The sequence below is a fragment of the Mesorhizobium sp. M0019 genome (assembly GCF_040323975.1).
Taxonomy (GTDB): Bacteria; Pseudomonadota; Alphaproteobacteria; order Rhizobiales; family Rhizobiaceae; genus Mesorhizobium.
Genome location: NZ_JAMYVK010000022.1, coordinates 1 through 22591, shown reverse-complemented (window position 1 = coordinate 22591; position 22591 = coordinate 1). Strand labels below are relative to the sequence as shown.

Annotated in this window: 19 protein-coding genes and 4 pseudogenes; 13 read left to right on the top strand and 10 right to left on the bottom strand. The window is 58.5% G+C overall.

The window, feature by feature from the left end; translation table 11 throughout:
• Positions 1–119 precede the first annotated feature (119 nt).
• Entirely contained in the window at positions 120–440 is a 321-nt protein-coding gene (locus tag NKK47_RS17300; RefSeq protein WP_023678237.1) for a HesB/IscA family protein, read from the bottom strand.
• Positions 441–1025: 585 nt separating this feature from the next.
• On the opposite strand from NKK47_RS17300, the gene hemP reads away from it, so the two are divergent.
• Both hemP and NKK47_RS17290 read left to right on the top strand, forming a co-directional pair.
• A complete protein-coding gene (hemP, locus tag NKK47_RS17295) occupies positions 1026–1130 on the top strand; it encodes a hemin uptake protein HemP (RefSeq protein WP_352577705.1) in 105 nt (34 codons plus the stop codon).
• Between the two features lie 32 nt (positions 1131–1162).
• The gene (locus NKK47_RS17290) at positions 1163–2230 is read left to right on the top strand and encodes a hemin-degrading factor (RefSeq protein WP_352577704.1); all 1068 of its coding nucleotides are present in this window, start codon (positions 1163–1165) and stop codon (positions 2228–2230) included.
• 121 nt (positions 2231–2351) lie between these two features.
• On the opposite strand, the pseudogene NKK47_RS17285 reads toward NKK47_RS17290, so the two are convergent.
• Positions 2352–2672, bottom strand: a pseudogene (locus NKK47_RS17285) (hypothetical protein).
• Between the two features lie 464 nt (positions 2673–3136).
• Here NKK47_RS17285 and NKK47_RS17280 point away from each other — a divergent pair.
• The 3 genes from NKK47_RS17280 to NKK47_RS17270 all read left to right on the top strand — a co-directional run bounded on the left by NKK47_RS17280 (position 3137) and on the right by NKK47_RS17270 (position 5448).
• A complete protein-coding gene (locus NKK47_RS17280) occupies positions 3137–4354 on the top strand; it encodes a cytochrome P450 (protein WP_352494971.1) in 1218 nt (405 codons plus the stop codon).
• Positions 4355–4392: 38 nt separating this feature from the next.
• Positions 4393–4584, top strand: a complete 192-nt coding sequence (locus NKK47_RS17275) for a ferredoxin (RefSeq protein WP_352577703.1) — start codon at positions 4393–4395, stop codon at positions 4582–4584.
• 222 nt (positions 4585–4806) lie between these two features.
• Positions 4807–5448, top strand: coding sequence for a nuclear transport factor 2 family protein (locus NKK47_RS17270; RefSeq protein WP_352577702.1), 642 nt, complete (start codon positions 4807–4809; stop codon positions 5446–5448).
• Between the two features lie 495 nt (positions 5449–5943).
• Here NKK47_RS17270 and NKK47_RS17260 read toward each other — a convergent pair whose 3' ends face one another.
• Complete coding sequence (locus tag NKK47_RS17260; RefSeq protein ID WP_352577701.1) at positions 5944–6246, bottom strand: hypothetical protein; 303 nt, start codon at positions 6244–6246, stop codon at positions 5944–5946.
• 176 nt (positions 6247–6422) lie between these two features.
• Between NKK47_RS17260 and NKK47_RS17255 the strand changes: the two genes are divergently transcribed.
• The 4 genes and pseudogenes from NKK47_RS17255 to NKK47_RS17240 all read left to right on the top strand — a co-directional run bounded on the left by NKK47_RS17255 (position 6423) and on the right by NKK47_RS17240 (position 8433).
• Positions 6423–6581 (top strand): hypothetical protein, encoded by a 159-nt coding sequence (locus NKK47_RS17255; RefSeq protein ID WP_352577700.1) that lies wholly within the window; start codon positions 6423–6425, stop codon positions 6579–6581.
• 27 nt (positions 6582–6608) lie between these two features.
• Complete coding sequence (locus tag NKK47_RS17250; protein ID WP_352577699.1) at positions 6609–7187, top strand: hypothetical protein; 579 nt, start codon at positions 6609–6611, stop codon at positions 7185–7187.
• Between the two features lie 99 nt (positions 7188–7286).
• Positions 7287–7758, top strand: a pseudogene (locus NKK47_RS17245) (RelA/SpoT domain-containing protein); the annotation flags it as partial.
• Between the two features lie 57 nt (positions 7759–7815).
• Positions 7816–8433 (top strand): hypothetical protein, encoded by a 618-nt coding sequence (locus NKK47_RS17240; protein ID WP_352577734.1) that lies wholly within the window; start codon positions 7816–7818, stop codon positions 8431–8433.
• A 265-nt stretch (positions 8434–8698) separates the two neighbouring features.
• Here the strand turns inward: NKK47_RS17240 and NKK47_RS17235 are convergent, their stop codons facing one another.
• Both NKK47_RS17235 and NKK47_RS17230 read right to left on the bottom strand, forming a co-directional pair.
• Positions 8699–8965, bottom strand: a complete 267-nt coding sequence (locus tag NKK47_RS17235) for a hypothetical protein (RefSeq protein ID WP_352577698.1) — start codon at positions 8963–8965, stop codon at positions 8699–8701.
• Between the two features lie 98 nt (positions 8966–9063).
• Positions 9064–9276 (bottom strand): annotated as a pseudogene (locus tag NKK47_RS17230) (transposase domain-containing protein); the annotation flags it as partial.
• Between the two features lie 487 nt (positions 9277–9763).
• On the opposite strand from NKK47_RS17230, the gene NKK47_RS17225 reads away from it, so the two are divergent.
• Positions 9764–11833 carry a recombinase family protein gene (locus tag NKK47_RS17225; protein ID WP_352577730.1) on the top strand — a complete coding sequence of 690 codons (2070 nt, stop codon included), beginning with the start codon at positions 9764–9766 and terminating at the stop codon, positions 11831–11833.
• A gap of 24 nt (positions 11834–11857) precedes the next feature.
• Here the strand turns inward: NKK47_RS17225 and tnpC are convergent.
• The 4 genes and pseudogenes from tnpC to NKK47_RS17205 form a co-directional block, all read right to left on the bottom strand.
• Positions 11858–13222, bottom strand: a pseudogene (gene tnpC / locus NKK47_RS17220) (IS66 family transposase); the annotation flags it as partial.
• Positions 13223–13276: 54 nt separating this feature from the next.
• Positions 13277–13630, bottom strand: coding sequence for an IS66 family insertion sequence element accessory protein TnpB (gene tnpB, locus NKK47_RS17215; RefSeq protein WP_023721448.1), 354 nt, complete (start codon positions 13628–13630; stop codon positions 13277–13279).
• Complete coding sequence (gene tnpA, locus NKK47_RS17210) at positions 13611–14084, bottom strand: IS66-like element accessory protein TnpA (RefSeq protein WP_352532721.1); 474 nt, start codon at positions 14082–14084, stop codon at positions 13611–13613. Before tnpA ends, tnpB begins: the two co-directional genes overlap by 20 nt.
• Positions 14071–14658 (bottom strand): DUF5677 domain-containing protein, encoded by a 588-nt coding sequence (locus tag NKK47_RS17205; RefSeq protein ID WP_352577697.1) that lies wholly within the window; start codon positions 14656–14658, stop codon positions 14071–14073. The genes tnpA and NKK47_RS17205 overlap by 14 nt, the downstream gene beginning before the upstream one ends.
• A 592-nt stretch (positions 14659–15250) precedes the next feature.
• Between NKK47_RS17205 and NKK47_RS17200 the strand changes: the two genes are divergently transcribed.
• The 3 genes from NKK47_RS17200 (at position 15251) to NKK47_RS17190 (ending at position 22217) form a co-directional block, all read left to right on the top strand.
• Positions 15251–18679, top strand: coding sequence for a DEAD/DEAH box helicase (locus NKK47_RS17200; RefSeq protein ID WP_352577696.1), 3429 nt, complete (start codon positions 15251–15253; stop codon positions 18677–18679).
• The gene (locus tag NKK47_RS17195; RefSeq protein WP_352577695.1) at positions 18676–20415 is read left to right on the top strand and encodes a phospholipase D-like domain-containing protein; all 1740 of its coding nucleotides are present in this window, start codon (positions 18676–18678) and stop codon (positions 20413–20415) included. The genes NKK47_RS17200 and NKK47_RS17195 overlap by 4 nt, the downstream gene beginning before the upstream one ends.
• A gap of 1022 nt (positions 20416–21437) precedes the next feature.
• The gene (locus NKK47_RS17190; protein ID WP_352577694.1) at positions 21438–22217 is read left to right on the top strand and encodes a restriction endonuclease; all 780 of its coding nucleotides are present in this window, start codon (positions 21438–21440) and stop codon (positions 22215–22217) included.
• Positions 22218–22378: 161 nt separating this feature from the next.
• Here NKK47_RS17190 and NKK47_RS17185 read toward each other — a convergent pair.
• The coding region (locus NKK47_RS17185; RefSeq protein WP_352577693.1) for a hypothetical protein at positions 22379–22591 on the bottom strand (213 nt) is incomplete at its 5' end.

Below are 22591 nucleotides of genomic sequence, written 5' to 3'. Positions count from 1 at the left end.
ACCTTGCCTTGTTCTTGAGGACAGGGACATCTGTTGTGCCGGCCATATAAGCCTCCTCTGCCGCAAATGAGTCCGTCGGCGGCAATCGCTTCATGGACCCGCACAGGCGCTTCGGGCGATCAACTGAAGGACTTGCCGCAGCCGCACTTCTCGCGCGCGTTGGGGTTATCGAAGACAAAGCCGGAAGATTCGAGCCCGGTGAGGAAGTCGACGGTCATGCCGGCGACATGCGGTTGGGAGCCCGCGTCCACGAACAGCTTGATGCCATCTGTCTCGGTGATCGCGTCGCCCTCGCGCGACACGCTCTCCAGGCCCATTAAGTATTTGAAGCCGGCGCAGCCGCCGGCCTGGACCATGATGCGAAAGCCTTCCGCCGGCTCGCTGGCGCGGGAAAGAGCAGTCTTGATGGCGGCAACAGCGTTGTCGGTGAGCGTAATCATGGCTCCATTCTCCTCAGTCCGGGACCTGCTTGCGCATCACGTTGCATGCACCGTGCCAAAGCGAAAAAATGTTTCAACACAGCACGGCATCTCTGACACTGCGGTGGTTCTTGTGAGTCCATTGCTGCGAAGGTGTCGGCCAGCCGACACGTACTGTCGGGTTTGTCGGGTCCGCCACGGGGGATGTTGGGCCTGAGTTGTTGGCTGAACTCACATTAAAGCAATGACCATTACAGAAGACTTCTTCTGAGCTTGCTTCGGCGCAATTGGCACGGTTTTTGAAGCTCCATTTGGCGAGGCGGCAAGAGACTGCCGATCCACAATCATGTCGGGGTGCCCTCGCGGTCGATGGGGCGAAGCAAGGGAGCAAAATGTCAGGACTGGGTCAGATACGCTTTGTTTGGCAAAGCAGCGCCGCCCGTGGCATCCGAATGCCCGATTGGCCGATTGCGACAACACCCACAATCGCTCACCACCGCCCAGTGGCCGCCGACCGGCTCGATGGGATTCCGTCGGCATGTGCCTGCTCGTGTCACTCGGGTCTCGCCGCTCCGACAGCACCCCCGGTTTTCGCGCGGGTGCGACGTGCGCACGCTGTCCAGCGACACTTTGTTCACGGGCCAGCAGCAGATCAGGGTCGAGCATTACGGCACGCCCTATCGGCTGAAGATTCACCGGCAGGGCAGCTGATCCTCACACTTAGGTGGAAGCAGGGGTAAGACATGGACCAGCGCGAGAAACCGTCGCCGGACGAAATCCGGCGGGCGTGCGAAGACAATCCGAAAATCCGGGAGCATGATCTCGCCGCTCGATTGGGCATTTCGGAAGCCGAATTGGTCGCGGCGCATTGTGGTCACGGCGCGGTGCGCATCGAGCCGCGCGTCGATGATCTGCTGACCGGCCTCGAAGCGGTCGGCGAGGTGATGGCGGTCACCCGCAACCAAAGTGCCGTGCACCAAAAGATCGGCGTTTACGACAAAGTGGTCACCGGCAACCCGCATGCCATGGTGCTCGGCGACGAGATCGACCTGCGCATCTTCCCGAAAGCGTGGGCGTATGGCTTCGCCGTCGAGAAGCGCGAGGAAGCCGAGATCCGCCGCAGCCTGCAATTCTTTGATGCCACCGGCGAGGCGATGCACAAAATACATCTCAGGCCCGCCTCGAACCTGCACGCCTATCAGAATCTGGCGGCAGAGCTCGTATCCTCCGACCAGGAGCCGATCATATCGGTCGAGGCGAGCGGGGCGCGCGATAACGCAGTGAGTCCAGACCAAGCCGCCACGGTCGACGACCTACGCGAGCACTGGAGCCGGCTGAGCGACGTGCATCAGTTCTACCATATGTTGAAGACACTGAAGCTCAGCCGCTGCCAGGCGATGCGTATGGCCGACGAGGATTACGCCTGGCTGCTCGACAATGACGCCGTTGGCGCCCTGTTCCAACAGGCGGCCGAAGACGAGATGCCGATCATGTGCTTTGTCGGCAATCGTGGTTGCATCCAGATCCATTCCGGCCCGATCAAGTCGGTCAAGCAGATCGGGCCGCGGATCAATGTGCTCGACGAGAACTTCCATCTCCATCTTAGGACTCATCACATCCGCGAGGTCTGGGCCGTGCGCAAGCCGACGAGGGACGGTCACGTCACGTCCGTTGAAGCCTATGGCGCCGACGGCAAGATGATCATCCAGTTCTTCGGCGCGCGCAAGGAAGGCGAACGCGAGCGCAGCGACTGGCGGTTTCTGGCCGAGAGTCTGCCACGCGTTCCCGGTCCGACCGACAGGGATGTGTAGAGCCGACAGGCCCTCGGAATGAACCGGCCGCCATAGGACTCGGCACCACGTTCCGACAGCGGCTCGCGAGGAAATATAGTCCATGTGCGATAGAGCTTGCCGTCGTAGCGCATACGGACGGTCAGGTGTGCACGCCGGAATTGACCGCATCGATACAGTCAGGCTCGTCGCCGGCCGGATCGCTGCGCACGAGTGCATCGCTCGTCTGACCGGAAATCCTTGCAGCGGCTCCGAGCGATACAACCCATACGCCATCAGCGCCGAACCGAAGCGCGGCTCGACCTTGTTGATAATTTCAATCATCGCGCGCAAGCGCCGCCGGGTCTTGTCGGACCGGACCCGATCCTTGTGCTGGATCGCGTCGTTGCTCAATCCGGGCCGTGCGAGCGATCTCCTCGCTCGTCGACCGGAAGGCAGCAGCAGCCAGGCCGAACAGCCCGATGTAGCGGTCTCGACAGAACCGACGTGGATGTCGGTTGTCGGACGTTGTCCTAAGAATGATGGACAGGTGATCATCAACCTAGCGGCGGTGGGCCCAGTGCAGGCTGGCATCGCTTGGGTGCAGCGCCATGGGTACGCCTATCCGGCACGCAACTTGCTTTGACAATTTGATCAGCAGGGCATCAGCAGGGCGTCAGCAGTGCATCACGGAGCTCAGCGGCGATTGACCAGCCTCTCAACCCTAACGGGGATAAGCGGCGGCTTTGCTTCATGACCGCAGCGCGGCGGAGATGCCCCTTCTGATTGAATTCGCAACCGATCTCATTCGCGCTGGTGCAGGTGGGCTGTATCAGGCGACAGAATCTAGAAGGCGCCCGACAAGAGACGTACCCATGCTGGAAATCGACTTTATGAACAGCGGTGCAATCTCAATCGAGCCATGAACGCCAATGTAGAGAAAGCAAAATGGCGACCAACCCCGTTCCAGATCATGTCCCGCCCGAAATGGTGAGGGACTTCAGCCTGTTTACATCGCCAGGGATGCCACCAACACCCAACGGGGATCCACACGCAGCTGTCGCTTGCGTACATGACGGGCCTCCGATCTTTTACTCCCGCTACAACACGCAAGATGGCCGGGGTACCTGGGTCATCACCCGTGCCGCGGACCAGCGGAAGGTGCTGCAGGACGCAGAGACTTTTTCCAGCCATCGCAGCATCTTCTCCTCCATACTGGGTGAAAACTGGCCGACGATCCCGCTTGAGCTCGATCCACCGGCCCATGGCGTCTTTCGCTCACTGCTCAGTCCGCTGCTTTCGCCAAAGCGGGTGAGGGTGTTGGAGCCGGCTGTCCGCGAGCAAGCGATCATGCTGATCGATAGAATTGTCGCATCGGGCACAAGCTGCGACGCGATGAAGGATTTTGCCTTTCCTTTCGCGGTGAGCACCTTTCTTCGCTTTCTGGGGTTGCCCGATGACCGACTCGATACATTCGTCGGCTGGGGGAAAGATCTGCTCCACGGCGACGATAAGGAACGACCTGTGGCTGCCCGGACGATCGTGGCATTCATCGACGAACTTGCAGCCATGCGCCGCCAGGAGGCGGTTGACGATTTCATGACCTTTATCGTGCAGGCACAGGTCGAGGGCCGCCGGCTGACGGACACCCAAGTCCGCGGCATCGGCGTGCTTGTCTTCGTCGCTGGGCTCGACACGGTCGCAGCAGCTATAGGCTTTGACTTGGCGTACCTCGCGCGCAACCTCAAAGATCAGCAATTGCTGCGGAGCGAACCGGACCGCATCCCGCTCGCAACCGAAGAATTGCTGCGGGCCTATCCGCCCATTCAGTTGATCCGCGTGGCAACGAAAGATATCGACTTCGAAGGCGCGCCGATCCGGAAGGGGGACTATGTTTCCTGCGCCACGATGATTGCCAATCGTGACCCGGCGGAATTCGAATGCCCCAACACGATCGATTTGGAGCGGGAGGACAACCGCCACGCCGCCTTTGGCTATGGTCCCCACCGTTGCCTTGGCTCACACCTGGCCCGGCGGGAGATTGTCATTGGCCTGGAGGAGTGGCTGGCGCGCATCCCGGCTTTCAGGATCAAGCAGGGTACGGCACCCATAACCTCTGGCGGCCATGTGTTCGGGATCGAAAATTTGATCTTGGACTGGTCCTAGGCCCGCCCGCGACGGGCACAGACAATGGAGGCAGCGCCATGCGCATCATCGTCCAAAGTGCCAAATGCCAGGGTCACGCGCGATGCGCGGCGCAAGCGCCGGACATCTTCAAGCTTGATGACGAGGGTTACATCCTGCCTGGTGACATTGAAGTTGCGGAAGGGGAGGAACTGCGTGCATCGCGAGGCGCGCGGTCCTGTCCTGAACGTGCGCTGGAACTCACCCGCTGACGCTTTGAATCAGACGTCATTCAACCGAGAGTCTGGCGGGCTTGAATGGGGTCGACCATGTGGCCGCACTGGAAAGGACGGCACGCGACCTCTGTCCCAGCACGGTCCACGTCCAACTCCGCGGGGGCATTCCCGGCGCCGAGGTGTTCCCCATGAGGCGCAAACGGCAGGGCGAGGGTTCGCGAAACACCTCTTCCAATCACAGAATTTGCGACAGAGCCGATGGACCAGACGAAAATTACCGAACTACTCGACCGCGAGGCGATCCGCGACTGCCTCTATCGGTACTGCCGCGGAATAGACCGCGCGGATGAAGCGGCGCTCCGCAGCGCGTATTGGCCCGATGCGCATGACAATCACCGGGCAAATTGCGGCTCGGCAGAGGGCTTCATCCGGTTTGCGCTCGGCGTCTTCAAGAGCGGACCCCGCAACATCCATAAGATCACAAACGTCCTGATCGAATTCATCGGCGGGGCAGAGGCCGCGGTCGAGAGCTATTTCACCGCGCTGCAACGCGGACCGGACAACGACGGAGAAGTACGCCAGGCGCTCCTCTGCGGCCGATACTGCGATCTGTTTCACAAGAGGGAGGGGGAGTGGCGGATTGCCGAACGGACAGTGGTCTACGATTGGCTCGAGGAGCAGATCCCACCAGCGGTCATTGAAGCAGAACGGTTCGGCCCGCGACAGCCTATTGGAGCACCGCATCCGCACGATCCGGTTTACACGCTTAAGAAGCGTCGCATTCCTTCTCGCCCTGATGCCTTCAGAGGTTTCGAGTGGGAGGCCGCATCGGCAGTGGGGGCAACAGAGTATAACAATTTTGCAATGCCACAGCGATCCCGGCGAAAGCCTGCCCGGTGAGGATGCGGCCGATAGGAGTGCCCTTTTCTCCCCGCGACGGCGGTGACAGCGTTCTTCTCTGTCGCCACGAGCCCTCCGACGACGCTGGTGTGCGGGACCTCGGCGGAGCCGCTCATCGGGGCAAGCGCCTGTCCTCGGCGGATCCCTCACCAGCTTCGGCTATCAAATCGAGAGTTGGACCGCTGCCGGAATGCACGTCGCCTTCTGGGGCCTGCAAACCGGCCGCTGCCAGGGCGTGCTGCTTTACCGCTACGCATCATTTCGCCGCCCAACGTTGATGGGCTGAGATCGCCGAGAATTGGGAGAAACGGCAGCGTGAATCGCGTGATTGGTCTCCAACTGGAAGAGATGGATATCTTTAGACCGGACCAGATCGCAAATTCAGACCCAGTTGGGGGATTCGACCAAAAGGCGATGCTGCGTCAGATTGAGCTCTGGAGAGACAAGATCTGTCCAGTGATGGATGGGGCAGATACCTAAATACAATCAGCTAGTTCACATGTTGTGTGCAAATCGCACACGAAAGTTCTGCTTCTCTTCTTTTTCGTTCCCACCACGGAGCCGCCGGCAGCCCTTTTCGGACGCTCTTCTGCCGACGATATTGACCGCTCCAATGCGGATGTTCGCCGCGATATCCGTGAACCTCATGGTCCGCTGCAGCGTCCAGTTTGCCTGGGGTTCTTGGAAGCTTTTCGAACTTTCTGGGTCGCGCCTCAGCCGGAATTGCGGTTGCTTATGGACAAAGTGGCACACTAGATTTGGTTTTTGGATAGTCTGGATGGCGTCGACTTCTGGCATGTGTGCCTTCCTGACCGCGCGCGTCAGCAGGAACGCCCAGTGATCTACGTTTTGAACGGCGGCAATGCGCCTCATTCCGGCTACTGGGATCTCAATGCCATTTCCCGGAAGCTGCCGTCCGGTGGCGATGTGCTGTCACGCCAGCGCATGCTAAATTCGCTGCAGGAGGACGTTTTTTGGATTTCGACGACGACCACTGCGACGATCGGGTGCCGGGCTACCTCCCGTTCGAGAAGATCGACTGGTCGGCACTGGATGCCTCGTTGTCCGAGCTACAGCTGTTCGACGACCCGTATCTGCGGATGCAGGCAACCAACGTCTCTATCGTCGACTAGTTCATCACCCGACTGGAATACGACGCGTTGCAGAGCGAGTTCAACGAACAGCTCGATCCTTCGTTACTCGCCTTCCTCAACGCCCAGTCTCAGATGTGGATTTTCAGCGCCTACGAATTGCTTCGTACATGGCGGGCCCGCGTCAAGGACGTGGCCAAGTGGCATGAAAACGGCGGCCTGAAACTGAAGATTGAAGGGCTGAGCCGGGACGAGGGTTTTCGCCACTACGCGAAAGAGCTTCGGGCTAAGCAGCTCCAGCGGGTTTTGGATGACCCGACCATCATCGACAAAATCTGGGAAGACCTTCGGGTCTCCCACGTTCTGTTCTCCCAGCTCGAATTCCTCCGCATATCCCTCGCCAAGCACGAGGTAAGCGGCAAAAAGAGCTCGACCGCCTACGCGCCGGGTTACGGCCGCATCAATCGCTGGTGCGGATCGCTGGACTACCAGATGGAAGCCGGCCAGGTCATCTTGGGCAACCTGAACCGTCGCAACGTGGCCGAAGGCATTCGGTCGTGGCGAGACCGAAGCGAATTGCCCACCGACGAAAACCTTGCCGGGTTCGATGCATACATGAAGCTGTCGGACGGGCCAAAGTTCGACTAGCTGACTAGCGATTTCTGTGAAGGGTGCGCAAGAACGGATGCAGAACTTCCGGGATCAGGCTATGGTGCGCAATCATCAATAGAGACTCGAACTCTGACGATGCAAGCAGCAGCAATCCTCGCCGGCAACGAAGTGCGGCCTGCCGGAAAAAGACTCGGCCAACCGATCGTTGGCTTTGAACACATGTCGAAGGCGGAGAAGGACGAACTCTACCGGGTGTTCTCGGTCGCCAACGATTGGCGAGAGTCGCACGTCTACCCGATGCGAAGCGTCCGCCAGTCCGTCATCGCCCGGATGCGAACACTGGGGTGCAACGGCATGACCGCTGGCCGCGTGAAGCGCATGGCAGCCATTCGCCGTAAGCTCTCCACGACGCCTATCCATCTCGACCAGATACAGGACATCGCCGGTTGCAGAGCGATCCTCGACAACATGGATGGCGTTCGAAAGCTGGTCGCATCCATCAGCGGCGAGTTTCCGCATAACATCCGACGTCAGTCGCCCTACATCGACGCCGAAAGACGATGGCTACCGCAGTCACCACTTTGCGCTGGACTTCGAAAAGGGCGAGCGACGGCGTGTTGAGCTTCAGGTTCGGACACGGCTCCAGCATTCATGGGCAACCGCCGTGGAAGCTGTCGGGCTCTTTCTCGGGCAGGACATCAAGCACCACAAAGGCGATGTGAACTGGCTAAGGCTGTTTCAGCTCATGTCGGGAGAGTTTGCCCGCGTGGAAGGAGGCGCCGGTCCGCAGGGGATGCCGAGCCGCAGCGACTGCCTGAAGGAGTTGCGGGAGCTGGATCACGTTCTGGGTGCCGCGCAGCTGCTCGATAACATCAAGATTTTGGCGCACTACGCCGAGAACTACGACTACGACAAGGGTCAGTTCTATGTGATCCGCTACCGCCGCGTTGAGAAGACGGTTGATGTCACGTCGTTCAGCAGCGAGGGCGACGCCTCGACGATGGTGAGCGCCATAGAGCGACTGGTCGAAACAGGGCAGGACGACTCCCGGGTGGTCATGGTTGAGGTCGACCGGATGGATGGCCTGGTGGAGACCTACCCCAACTATTTCGGCGACGTGTCGCTGTTCGTGCAAAACCTGAAGCAAATCTGCCTCGGCAAGGACGCCATCGAATACCACATGGCGCCGCAGAAGCTGGTGAAGCCCAAGCCGGAGGAGAAGCCGGACCCAACTTCGCTGTTCCGTCGATACACGCGCTGGAACGATCCTTCCCGCAAGTGACCGTTTAGGTGGTATTGTGTTGGGGTGAATGCCGCTGATCGTGCCCACTTTACCCCGCATAGCCGCCCTCGGCTGCGTGGTGGTTTTTCCTGATACCGGTGAACGCTGGTGGTCCCCGGCCGAAATCCATCATCCCCGTGACGGCCAAGGCATGGGACAACGTGCTCTCCATTCTGAAGCTATTCCTTTGTGCTGGCGGCATCACTTTCACAGTCAGACCTCCCCTATCGCCACGCCATCCATAAAGGGCAGAAGAGGCTCGTGGCTATTTATGGGACGGAGGCTGCTCTGCTGGAACGGACGCGGTCACTGGTGTAGCGACCGGCATTTCCGCCCGCCGCTGCGCATACACCTTCAGCTTCTCCAGTTGGTCTGAACCAAGGTAGTGGTGAACGGTGCGGTTGGAGCCGGTGAGGATTGACAGGAAGGTGTCGATCGCCGCGTCGAAATCCACCTTCTCCATGCCGGTGAATATCGCGATCTGGAAAATTGGTATCTCGTCCGTGCCATGGTTCGTGAAATGGCGATCCATCAGCGCCCGCATGTTGTTGTGGGGTAAGCGCTCATTTCCCCGCACGTCGACGGCCCTTGCAACAGCTGATCGCTTTCAGACGGACGCGTCCGAGCGGATCAGGCTGCAGCGGTTTTGAGGAAGTTGAAGGGCAGCAGGTCGTCGATGGCTGCGTTCTCGGGGCGCTGAGGTAGTTCAGTGAGGACGTGGCGCAGCCAGGCTAACGGCTCGACGCCACAGGCGCGGCAGGTCAACATCAGGCTGTAGATGACGGCGCTGGCCCTGGCTCCGTCGACGGTATCGCTGAACAGCCAACTTTTCCGACCAGTGGCCATCGCAGGGTCATTCTGCCCATGTTGGGCAGATGGTGGAGTTTCATTATCGCTGGCATCCATATTACGGCGGTCGTTTTCGGCATGAAGGTCGCGAGGACCGGGCCAATGGCGCGATCATCCGGGTAGAGATCAGGCCGGGTGAGATCATCCAGGCGGCGGAGTGGATGCTGGATCGGGCGTTTTGCGCCGACATGGAGATGGGCGAACCGCGCGTTGCGGTGATTGGGCTTGTAGAGCTTCATAGACTGCTTACCGAGCGCGGTTTCAGGCAGACTTCGAGGGATGGACTCACGGCCATCCAGGAGGCGCGCCATGAAAGCTTTACCACTACCCCCGACATTACCAGTGCTGACCCAGCAGCTGAGCATGCCGTTCGATACGCCGCAGATGCGAGGCCTGAGCGACGGGGAACGAAGCGTTGTTGTCGCCAGGCTGGCGACCCTCCTGATGGCCGCGGCCGGCGTCGCGACGAAGGAGGCGAGCGATGACGGGCAATAATCTCCTTCCAGCCACGGTGCTGAAGCGCAAAGCTGTGGTCTACGTTCGACAGTCGACCCCGGGTCAGGTCCAGAACAACCTGGAGAGCCAGCGGCGACAATATGAACTTGTCGATGTCGCGCGACGCTGGGGTTTCCGTGATGTCGATGTGATCGACGATGACCTTGGTCGTACCGCCAGCGGTGCTGTAGACCGCCCTGGTTTCGAACGACTGGTGAGCGGCCTGTGCACGGGCAAAATTGGCGCAGTGCTCTGCCTCGACGCATCGCGTCTTTCTCGCAATGGCCGGGATTGGCACCATCTCCTGGAACTGTGCGGCCTGGTTGAAGCGCGCGTCATAGATCTCGACGGAGTGTACGATCCTTGTCGGCCTAACGATCGATTGTTGTTGGGCATGAAGGGCAGTATCAGCGAGTTTGAGCTCGGCATTTTGCGAACGCGCATGCTTGACGCGGCTCGCGCCAAAGCGCGGCGGGGGGAGCTGCGTCTCAGTGTGCCGATCGGTTATATCTGGCACCGCGACTATGGGCTGGGGCTTGATCCCGATTTGCGGGTACAAGAGGCGATCCGCCTCATCTTTTCGCGCTTCCGCGAGCTTGGCAGCGCCCGCCAGGTGCTGATTTCGCTGACGGCTGATAATTTCCATTTTCCTCGCCCTTCTGACGGGCGCAAAACGGTGTCCTTCGACTGGGTGCCGGTTCGCTATCGAAGCGTTATTTCGATCCTGAAGAACCCCGTCTACGCTGGGGTCTATGTCTATGGTAAAAGCGAGAAGCGAACCGAGATTGTCGATGGCAGGGCGCGTAAAAGCTACGGCCACGGCAAACCCTTTGGAACGTGGGACGTGCTGCTCCAGGATCATCACGAAGGCTATATCGATTGGAGTGAGTTTGAGAGGAACCAGAGCCACATCGCTGTCAATGCCTTCGGCCAGAAAGGCGGCATCAAGTCTGGTCGTGGCGGCCGCGCGTTGCTCGCGGGCCTGCTCACCTGCGGCCGATGCGGAAGGCGGTTGGGCGTTGTCTACTCGGGGCGGCCTCCGGGGCATCCCTATTACCGCTGCGAACGTATCAATCAGATGCTGGCCAAGCCACGATGCATGACTTTTGGCGCATCTCGCATCGACCCTGCTATCGGCAAAGAGATATTGAGGGCCGTGACGCCGATGGCGATCGAGGCCGCAATGGAAGCTGATCGGGCGCATCGGGATAATCTGGAAGAACGACACCGCATGGTGGAGTTGGACTTGCAGCAAGCCCGATACGAGGCCTCTCTCGCTGAACGTCGCTATGCTGCTTGCGACCCTGACAACCGGCTGATCGCTGCCCAACTGGAGAAGAGCTGGGAGGCAGCGCTCAGGCGCGTGGAAGCCTGTGAAGCTGGTTTGGCCCAAGCGCGACAAATCGATCTTGTCACCCCAGTCCCCGAATTTACTGGCATTGCCACCGATCTGGAGGCCGCCTGGCGCGCACCTAACGTCGACATGCGATGTCGTCAGCAACTCCTTCGTGCTCTCGTGACTGATATCATTGCTGACATCGATGAAGAGCAGCGTGAAGTCATTTTGACGATCCACTGGAAAGGCGGCCAGCACTCCCAGCTGCGCATTCGCAAACCCAAAGCTGGCGAACATGGCCAGAGTACTCCGGAGGCCGCCCTTGCCGTCATGCGGTCTATGGCGACCCGGTGGTCCGACACAGACATTGCCGCCACTCTCAACCGGATGGGAATGCAGACCGGGCAAGGCAAAACCTGGACTGGGCGCCGTGTCGGGGCACTGCGCACGGTCCATAAAATCCACGGCTACCGATCCGCCGAAAAGAATGGCGAGTGGCTCACATTGACCGAAGCCGCCAAAAAGCTTGGGGTTACTGCCCATCGGGTCCGTCGATTGATCAAGGAGGGCGTGCTCCCTACCGAGCAGGTGGTACCCGATGCACCGCACCAAATACGAGCTGCGGACCTGGAAAAGGATCAAGTGACCCAGTTTCCGCGTCACAGAGGCCCGTGTCGCATCAAAATGGAAAACCAAAAGTCCCTGTTTCCGGACGTTTGAAGAGGAGGTGCAGTATGAATCGGTCGTTGCAAAGATTCTGATGTCACGCTCGAGAAGATTGTTGTCGATCGGCATGCTGCCGTCCTCGGTGTAACGAGTCAGATATCCCCATTGGTTCAGGGTGTAGGAGACGGCGTCGCCGAGCTTGCTGTCCGGCAAGACTTTTGGAGCGATGTCGTCGAGCCATGCCTTGAGAGCCTGGAGGATCGGGACACTATGTTGCTGGCGGAAGCGGCGAATGCAGTGATCTCGCGTTTCGCCGTCATCGGGGATTTGGTTCCGCGCCCGCCTTTCAACCCGATAGAGCTGTTCGAAGAACCGGAGCGCCTGTTCCGGCGGGCCGCCGCCTTTCTTCCTCGCCTTTAGGGCATCGACGAAGCGCCGCCTCGAATGGGCCATGCATCCAAGATGCGTTGCTCCTTCCAGCGTGCGCCAGGCGGAATAGCCGTCGCTCATCACGATGCCGCGGTAATCGCCCAAGAAGGTCTGCGGGTGTATCTGGCCGCGACCCGGCTGATAATCGAGCAGCACGATCGGCTCGTCACTGTCGTGGCCGCTCCGGTATGCCCACATGTACGAGGTGCTGGTGGCCTCTCTGTCCATTTCCTTCAGCACCTGGACCGTGGTCTCGTCGCCATGGATGAGGGGCTGCGATCTGAGCCGCAGCTTCAGCACGTCATAGATGCGGGAGAGATGCTTTTCGCTCGAGCCGATCACCCAGTGACCCAGAGCGCCACGGCTGACAGGAACACCCGCGCGCTCGAATGCCTGCGCCAGGCGGTAGAGCGGTGTGCCGTCGACATACTTATGAACGAGCGCGAAGGCCAGCGTCGAGGCCGTAGCGATGCTGCCCGGCAAAGGTTGCGTGGGCATCGGCGCGGTCACGACCGGCGTGTTGATGCCGGTATGCTCACAATGACGGCAAGCATACTTGAATCGCACATTCTGCAGGACCTTCGCCTTCACCTCGATATGAAGTTGCTCGGTAACGGCCTCGCCCATGCGATGCATCTGGTGACGGCAGCAAGGACAAGCCTTCTGATCGTCGGGAAGGTCGTACTCGACGCGCTCGCGCGGCAGGTTTTCCGGCAAGGCCTTGCGGCCGCGCTTCTTTCCCGTCGCCCCTTCGCTCGCCGGCAAGCCCGTGTCCGGCAGGACAACGACGCCGCCATCTTCGCCGTCGGCGGCGTCCTCATCCGCAGCCTGTTCGGCTTCATTGAAGAGGCGGTCAATGTGCTTTTCGCTCTTCGGCGCAAAACGATGCAGTCGTGCAAGCGCCAGCTCTTCCTCGAGTTTGACGACGCGTTCGGTGAGGTGACGGTTCTGCGCCTGCAGCGCAGCAATACGCGCCATCAACTCTTCAACAGTCGGTTCGCCGGGTCGATTCATCAGATTCTTGAATCGAAAGCATGCCGGCGCGTCAACCGCTCAATTCGAGAGCCCTCAACCGGCAACCTGATATTGCCGCACCGGATGGCGGACCATCGCATCGATATCGATGCCGTCGAGGATCCAGTGCAATTGCTCGGTCGTAAGCGTGACCACCGCTGCCTCCCGGCGCGGCCACCTGAACCTGTCCTCGGTCAGCCGCTTCAGGACCAGCACAAAGCCCGAGCGATCGAAGAACAGGAGCTTCATCCGGTCGCGACGGCGATTGCAGAACGCAAAAACCGCCGGAGCAAACGGATCGAGCGCCATCGTCTCCTGGACCAGAACCGCGAGGCTGTTGATGCCGGCCCGGAAGTCGATCGGCTCGCGGTGCAGGTAGACTTTCAGGTCAGCGCCCAGTCTGAACATGACCCAGTGCTCCGATGGTCGCCGTCAATGCATCCAGATCACCGCATTCCAGCGTCAACGTCACGCCGTTCGGCAGCGACGCGCTCACCTTGGCTGGAGAGGAAAAATGCGCTGTCCTTTTCGATGCCGACCAACGCACCCCATCGCAAGTCCCCGGCAAATCCACCGCAGCCATGCTGCTCTGTCGCAGCAAGGCCCGATCGGAAGTGCTTTCAATCTGAACCGGGATGAACGCAGGTGGCGGGGACGGCGGGAGGGACTGGGTCTCCGCGCGCTTCTTTATCCACTTCCGAAGAAGGTTCGCATTGACCCCATGTTCGAGCGCGAGCTTCGATACCGACACGCCAGGCTCAAGGCAGGCCGAGACAAGACGCTCCTTCGATGCGGCGTCGTATCGGCGTCGCCCGTCCCGACCGACAAGCCTCACCCGCAGTTTCTGCTCATCTTCTTCGATCACTTGGTGTCCACCTATTTCGGTGGACACCTTGTGCATCAGAGCACTCAACAGCAAAAGGTGCGGGGAAATTCGCGCTTACGTTGTGGGTCTCACAGCACAGGCTGTTGTAGATCGATCGGTAGATGTCACCCATTCCTGCCATGTCGAAGCGGGTCTTGGTGTCCAGTGGCTTCCCGAGCCGCGCAAGCTCCTTCTCGTGCTCCGCAAGGCGCGCCGGCGCGTCGGCCTCAATCCCGGCAAGAAACGGGTTGGTCCCCTTGATCGCCTCGCGGCAAACGATCCGAAACTGCTGATGGTAATGGGCTTGCATCTGGTCGGCATACGCCGGGTCTGACGCCAAGTTCAGTAGGTCGACATGAGCCTCCAGGCACGAGCGCAAGATTGCCTCAACGCCTGTAGAGCGACCGGAGTCGACCAACGCGACTGCGCTATCGATCTGCTCGATGATGGTGGCGTAAAGAGCCATGATGAGCCGTTGGACGGCGTTGCCGCGATTGAAGGTCGTGACCCTCAGCGCGTGAATGGTTGCGGCAAGTTGCTCCTTTAGGAGCTGATACATTGGTGCGTCCATGGCTGCCCCCCAAAACGGAGATAGTGGCTAAGGGCGGCCGCGTTGGAAATAGGCGCTCGCTTTTGCGAACGGCGAAAACGCGTTGCAACTCTTTTTGCTTCTAGCTGGCTCGCCTCTTCTGGCAAGTCGTCAGGCGCACGCCATTGTCTGGCTTAGCCGCCGCATACGCGCCACTGCATCGGGCGAATTCCATGGAGCTACCGATAAAGTGTCTTGATAGCTCCCACACTCCTCGTATCGGCAAATGGGCTCCGCTGTTTTGGATGATGTTTAGGTGTACGACCGGTATAGTTGACGGCGGTCGCACCGGGGCGCTCCTAGAGTCGATTTTCGGCCTTTGGAACTGAGCTGGTCACCAAGTGCCTTAGGGCTGAGTTTCTCGCCATGACCTCTATAGCCGAGTTCTACCCCGTTTGGTGCGGGGTTGACACGGAGCAACAGCACTCCGCGAGGAATGGCATCCCGTTCCCTTCTGCCGGCAAACAAAGGTGGGCAAAAGCCCCGTTTGAGGTCGAGAACAGTCCCACTAGGCCTATAGTTGCGTTCTCGCATGCGAATCATCAGGGTTGTCTCTAAAGCAGGTCAGGACTCTATGACGCGAGCTCCCACGCAAGGCAAATTCACTCTTGATGCACGATTTAACTTTGCTGAGTCTGGGTTTCACGGCGGGATCGACGGGTGGAAGTCCCAGCTTCGCTTTGCAACGGGCATTGCGGATGGCGAACATTATCTCCTGCGTCTCTTCAAGAAGACCGGAACTCCGCTCGACGAAGATCTAAAGCGGCTCATCACGCGTGGCCTCAGACGCGTGCGCCGTGTGCTCTCGTCGCGCCGAGCGCGCCATCTATTGGTTGAGGTCCTTGAGATCGTCGAAGATCAGAATGAACTCGGTATCATCATGGTTGATCCTGGTGGTCCCATCTGCGGGTCGTCGCACCGGGTCCGAGCACGACACAGCCGCCTACTGACAACGACAGGGCGCAAGGTGTTCTGGCGCAATATCGTGCGGGTAGCGGAAGGGCTCGCGCTCTGTCACTATTCGGGCATAGTGCATGGCACCATCAGTGAACATGCGATCTTCTCCCATGGTGATGAAAAAGAGGATTTCCGGCTCGGCGGATACGAAGCGTGCGTACATATTGCGGATGGTGATATCGGTGGTGCGGGTCATCTTCTGCGGCCCGCAGGTACCGTTTCGTTTCGGCAGGACTGGAGCGATCTTGGGCAAGCCGCATCCCGTATCCTTGGCCTTACAGAGGACGGAGGTGGCCCGTCCTTGTTGTCGATTGAACGACGCATGCTCAATCGACTTGCCAATCCACCACACTACCAACTGTTTGACGGCAGCATTGTCCTAGGCGAGCTGGCCGAGGTCGTGGCCGATCTTGAGCGGTCGGGCTCAAGCGCCGAGGGCGAACTGATCCTCTACCCGTCGCCCAAAGTCGCGCAAAGCGACTTCCCGGCTCTTACGTCGGGCACCATTCGGGCCGACGACAGAGATGCGATTCTCCGGTTTGTGGAGGAAGATCTGGGCCGGCCGACGATTCGAGCCGCTGTCGTAAACCAGACCTTTGTGCGCTTAGTTACCGACCTTGCCACGTACGGCGTAAAAGTAGTCGATGACTGTATTGGCATGATTGAAAATGCCAGCAAGAGGCGACCTGACGATTATATCTATGATGCAGTCGAGGTTCGCCACAGACTTCATCTCACGCGAACACGCAAGAGCGCGGAAGAGCGCGTGCTCCGGCTTGGCCCTGGTGCCAAGCCTTGGATGGATCCTAACGGCAAAAGCCGCGCAGGCAACCAAGCAGACGATGTACCAACTTGGTACGCCCTAATTCTCCTCGAAGCCTTTAGCTGGCTGCGCGAGAAGTTTCGCTTCTATCCCGTCGAAGTGCTTGATCCGCCATCGCGCGGAGATCCCGATTTGGTCTGGATCGCATCGCGCGAGGACGCAGAGCGTGACGCTCAGCGCAAACTGATGGGACTGCGCCCGGCGTACGACGCCTTAAGTCGCGAATTGAAGTATGACGACGGCAAGCCGAATTGGACGCTGTCACACATCGATAAGCTCGCCGGCGATCGCGAGCGGCTGCCCGAACTCAGCTATGAGGGAACCGGCGCTGTCGCTGACGGCCGCTTAGCTTTCACGTTCGCAACAAGTGAAGCGGTTGTGCCCGGAGATACTTTCTATCTTCGCCCACGACGGGATAGTGGATTCGAGCGCGCTATTCGCCGGCGCTTTCAAAACATCGTGGCAGCCCGAGCAAATATTGAACTCTTGCGAGCTATCGACGATCCCGCGCAGGTCACGATGGACGATATGCTACGCGATATTGCGGTTCCGGGTGCTCCGCCCGCAACGATGGATGCGTCGAAGAAGGTCGCATGGGACGCTATTGTGTCTGGGAGATCCATCAACGTCATTGTCGGCCCTCCTGGTGTCGGAAAGACCTTTCTACTCTCGCATCTCGTTAAGAGCATCTTGGGAGAAACGCCGGATGCCCGGCTTCTGGTCTCGGCCCAAAACCACGAGACCCTGATTCAGATGGAGGATGAACTCAAAACGATCCTGGGGTCCGATACGACGATTGTCGTTCGTGTCGAGCGAACGCGATCGACCGAGGAGATCAGCTCTCTGCGCGAGAGCTCTGTTAGACTTCTGCAGTCTGTTTCGGCCGCCGATCATGCCACTGAACGTGTGATGGTCAATCAGCGATACCAAATCAAGCAGGCGCTCCGGCCTGATGCGTCGGAAACAAGCGTCGCGGAGCGCGTGTTGCGTGACACCGACAATCTGTTGCTGCGATCGTCCGATGTTACGCTTGCCACGACATCATCGCCTATCATCGAAGAGATGATCGCCGACGGCGAACAGTTCGACTGGGTAATCATTGAGGAAGCAGCTCGCGCGAATGGTGCGGAGCTTATCGGAGCACTACTACTGGGCAACAGGAGAATTATGGTTGGCGATCATAACCAGCTTTCTCCCTTCGATGCAGCAGAACGGCAAAAACTATACGATAGTGAACGTTCGGCCGAGCTACTGCGCGACGCTAAAGAGCAGCTTGAAACCATTTCCGATCTGCCGAAGGAAGTCACCGAAGCGCTTGATATTATCAAGGCGAACGAGCCTCTAATGAAGGAGGTGCTCGCGACAGCGGCGCGTCTTGAAGAGCCGTTTCGGTCGATTGCTGAGCGCGAAGTTCAGCGTGAAAAACACACGGGCCGGTCGAGCACCATTGTCAATACCCTTTTGGAGCAGAGCCGCATGCACCCTGCAATCGGCGATCTCGTGTCTAATACTTTCTATGACAAAAAACTCATTCATTCCGATCGTGTCAAAGATCGCGCGCTCACCGTTATGTCGACCGTGCCCTACCTCGGTGCACCGATCGTCCTTCTCGATTTTCCCCCACTCAGCATGGCCAAAAGGCGACATTTCGAACTTAAAGTGAAGCGGTCGTACCGAAACGAGCTTGAAGCGGAGGCCCTGATAACAGCGTTAAAGGGTTTACAGCCGGTGATTGGCTCGGACGGGCGCAGGCCCACGCTGGTGATCCTTTCGCCCTATTCGGCGCAGGTTAATTGGCTCAAACATTTGCTTAATCATCAGGTTAAGAAGGACAAGACATTGTTCGGCTTCGCCAGCCCGCGCAGTAACGGACAGTTTGTTTTTACGAGCGACAGTTTCCAAGGAAGCGAGGCCGACGTTGTTGCGGCCAGCCTCACGCGCAACAACGTAATGGTTGGATCACGTGCCCTTGGATTCGTAAAAAGCCCACAACGCATGAATGTGCTGCTCAGCCGTGCCAAACAAAAGCTGGTTCTTGCCACAAGTCAGCGATTCATCCGCGAGGTGGTCGAAGGGATCGATCCGGAGGAAAAGAGTGATGAGCTTGAATTCCTTCGAAAGATGCTGAAGGAACTCGCGAAGCTCTCCACGGTCGAGTTCGAGCGCGTCGGGAAGGGGGTTTTCATCGTTGAGGTCGATGACAATGGGAGATTTTCGGCGTGAAAGTATACCTTCCTGCCTGGCACTACCGCGCGCGCGCCATCGTCCAGCGCACCTGGGGATGGAGCCCCATCGAAGAAATGATCCTACTCGCGCTCGATCGTGCCCCGGGCACGATCGAGAATGTTGCCACATCGCTTGCAATCCCTACCCAAGTCGTCGGGTCCACCATCGCGCGGTTGATGCAGTTCGGGTTGGTCGAAGTTCGCTTCTCTCCCGCGCCCCAACTGGCTACAAGCACTATCGGTCAGAACTTCATTCGGTTAGGCGGCGCTCTGCCCGAGCGGACCGAAGATCGCGAGATTCACATCAGTCTCGTACTTGAGAAAGTGGGACACTCCGTCTTTCGAAACCGTGACGTAGAAACCGCTCCGCTCTATCGAATGACCGATGCCAATCACAAGGTAAACTTTCCTGCCGGGCCGGATGAGACCGACGACACAATGGCGGCACGGGTCAATCAGTTTGTGGCCGGCATGCTTCGCCCCGGAGAATGGTTGCGTGGGGTCCAAACGATCAATTCTGTTCTCGAAAGAAAGTACCTCGCCATCGAGCTCAACGATGTAAAAAACGGTCTCCTTCCCGAGGGAGCGAGTCAGGACTTGATCCAAGCACTTCAGGAAACGATCAGCACCGGAATGCTTCCAGAAGCGAGCGACCCGCAACCAAGCCGGTCACCCGCCATCGACACGACAATTGCCGACGAACAGTTGATCGTCGGCGGGGACCTACATCTCGAATGCTTCGAGCGCATCGTCGGTCAAGCCGAATTCGATGTCTTTGTCCTTTCAACCTTTGTCGCGCCTCACAATGAAAAATACACTGAACGTCACGAGCGTGTCCGCATAGCGCTAGAACAGGCTTGTCTGCGGGGCGTGCGTTGCCATTTGTTCTATGGCACAACGCTAGACGCCGAGAGGAAAAATGCGATCGCGATGCAGGAGCTAAACGTACGGCTGTCCTCGGTGCGGCATGCGCGTGGTTCTATCCTTGCACAGCGTGACTCCGTTAGAAGCCATGTCAAATGCCTCGCTGCCGATGACGGCCAAGGAGGCGCTGTCGTCTTGCTTGGCTCTTCCAATTGGCTGTCGTCGCCGTTTTCGGCCGTGGAGGTATCTGTCGAACTCAACGAAAATCTCGCGGCGGCTGCCGGCTTGGATCTTCTACGTTCGATCATCTCGCCTCTTTCAGGCGCTCGCCGCTCGATTGAAATCCTTCAGTTTACGGCATCCGAATTAAGGCGCACCCGAAGTCCCTTGTCGCCCAGCACCGATGTAGGTGGCCGTGTGCCGGTTCGGATGAGTATCCTTCAAGCGGATGATCATGAGCGATTGCTTCGCACGGTGGCGCATGAGGCCGATGAGCGGTTTGTCTGCTGTACCAACAAGGTTGGCGCCACTATGGTGCCCGGACTATTCAATCCAGCCGAAGTCGCCGGTCGCCGGCTCGATGATGTCCGAGTTTACTACTCCCGCCGGTCTGGTCCTATTAAGCGGCGGCATATCGCGGCCCACCGGGAACGGCTAAATGGCGTTGTCGATCTGATCGCCGTGGAGGATCCCCAAGTCCACGCGAAATTTCTCTTGTGGGACAAGGATCATGTCGTCGTTAGCACCATGAACTGGGGTTCTCAATCGGGTTCAATGGACAACCCTCTCGACGAGATTGGCGTGCATCTGGAAGGCCCGGGCCTTGGAACATCTCTCCTAGCAAAATTCGAAGGTCAAATTGAAGGCTGATCGGTCTGTCGGGAGATAGCTAGGCTCGATCGGCGTTTCGGTGTTCCGACAGGATTGACCAACTGAACGATCGTTTGACAGGATCGATCCCCACAAATTCTTTTTTCAGCTCGATGCCGAGAAGAGTATGGGTACCTTACAATGGAGCCGGGTTGGCGAACGAGACGAGTGAGACTGATCGAATGCTCATAGCGCCCGTTAGCTATCCCGTCTGATCAACGCCTTTGATGGATGGGGAAAATAGGTAAATAAAATCAGATATTTATGGAATAGCGTGCGCAAAAATCGCACGTGAAAGTTCTGCTTCTCTTCGTTTTTCGTTCCCACGACGTAGCCGCCGACAGCTCTTTGTTAGCTCTTTTTACCGACGATGTTGCCCCTTCCATCGCGGAGGTTCGCTGCGATATCCGTGCCCCCGGTTGTCCGACGCGGCACCCAATTGGCCTGGAATGCTTCCAACTTTCTGGATCGCGCATGAGGCCGAGTTGCATTGCCCATGGGACAGATGGGCACATCAACTCGGTGTTAGCAAAGATTCAGTTCGTGCACTTCTGGTCGTGTGCGTCAGCACGAGACCGGCTTTACGTGCTGAATAGCGGTTATGACCTTCATATCGGTCGTGCACGGCCCAATACGTATTTCCAGACGCTGCTGTACGCTGATCAACAACGAACGCTAAAATCTTCTCGGGCAAATGGAAATAGTCAAAGTCGCGTGCTCGCCGAGAGGCAAAGGCAGACGTTTCTTATCCAATTGTTCTGTCTACCACCAAATCGCGAGGTGACGCCCGCTCAAAGGCGCTTTTTCAGCTCACGCGAAGCCGTGCCGTCAGCCTCATGCTGGATGGCTTTCACTATGCCGCCGATTGTGCCTGGGCATGGGCATTGCTTCTCCACTGATCGCTGCCGCTCGCTCTGTGAGCTCCGTAGCGGCACCAGTTCGCCTCGGCGCGTCCGGCTCGATTCGACCGTATTTCGGAAATGCACTAAGGGCTACCAGCACCAGCTGCGAGGGGTGCTTCCATGACAATAACCACTGAGACACCGGAGCAATGGCGCGATTTGCAGCAGATGGTTGCGGCTATCCTCCGCGAGGCAGGCATGAATGCTGAGGTGGAGAAGACCCTGCCGACCGTTCGCTCCAGGATTGAAATCGACATCTACTCTGTCGAAACAACCGACGATGGTCGACGCTACTCACTAGTCTGCGAATGCAAAAATTGGAAAACTGCAGTCCCCCAGGAGAAGGTGTTGGCACTGAGGTCCGTCATGAACGACGTTGGCGCGAACAAGGGCTACATCATAAGCACTGGCGGGTTTCAGTCTGGCGCGTTTGATGCCGCAGCTGCTACCAACATCTCGTTGGTGACTTGGCCGGAGTTTCAAGCCGAATTTGAGCAGCTTTGGTTTAGGAAACACTTCTCGCCCGTGATCACTGAAAAGCTCGACACCTTGGTCGGGTATGTCGAGCCGGTAGGCGTTCCTTCATGGTGGCATTCGCTCTCAGAAGACGGTGTCGTCCAGTTCCGCAAGCTGCTCTACAAATATGCTCTCTTCGGTTTTCTTGCGCAGTCGCTATCCTCCTACGCGTTAGAGTTCAGGAAACACGATGTTCCCAAGCTGCCGTTGGCCGAGCACGCACCCGGTCTTCTTCTGCGGGCAACCGGTAAAAAGTTCGAACCTGTGCCGAACTCCGTTGCTACTGCAACCGGATACCGCCAGTTGATGGACGAGATGTTGCGGGTGAATGACGAGGCGCTTTCCGCATTTCATTTTGTGCGTGACAACTTCAAGAAGGCGTAGACGCTGCACTTCAGCTGGCAATGGACATCTCGGACCTCGATGGGCTCGATCGCTCCTCCGCCTTGACGTGGGTACGCCTGTTGCTCGGCGTCCTGATGCCATATCTCGATCGCAGCGAGTTGAGCGATGTCGCTGCGTGGGGGAAAACCCTATGCAAAGGGTTACGCCTCTGCTGACGGGGTAAACGCAGTCTCGACAGGGGTTACCGTGTAATCTTCCTTAGACTCGGCGAATTGGAAGTATGTGCCGTCGAGCCGGAACCCGTTCGGCAGCGGCACGGCCGCGTGCGGGTTCGGCGTGAGCTGAAAATCGGCGCCGAGATATCCAGGATGAATGTTGGCGACATTGACTCGGGAACAGAGCAGCCCGCTCAG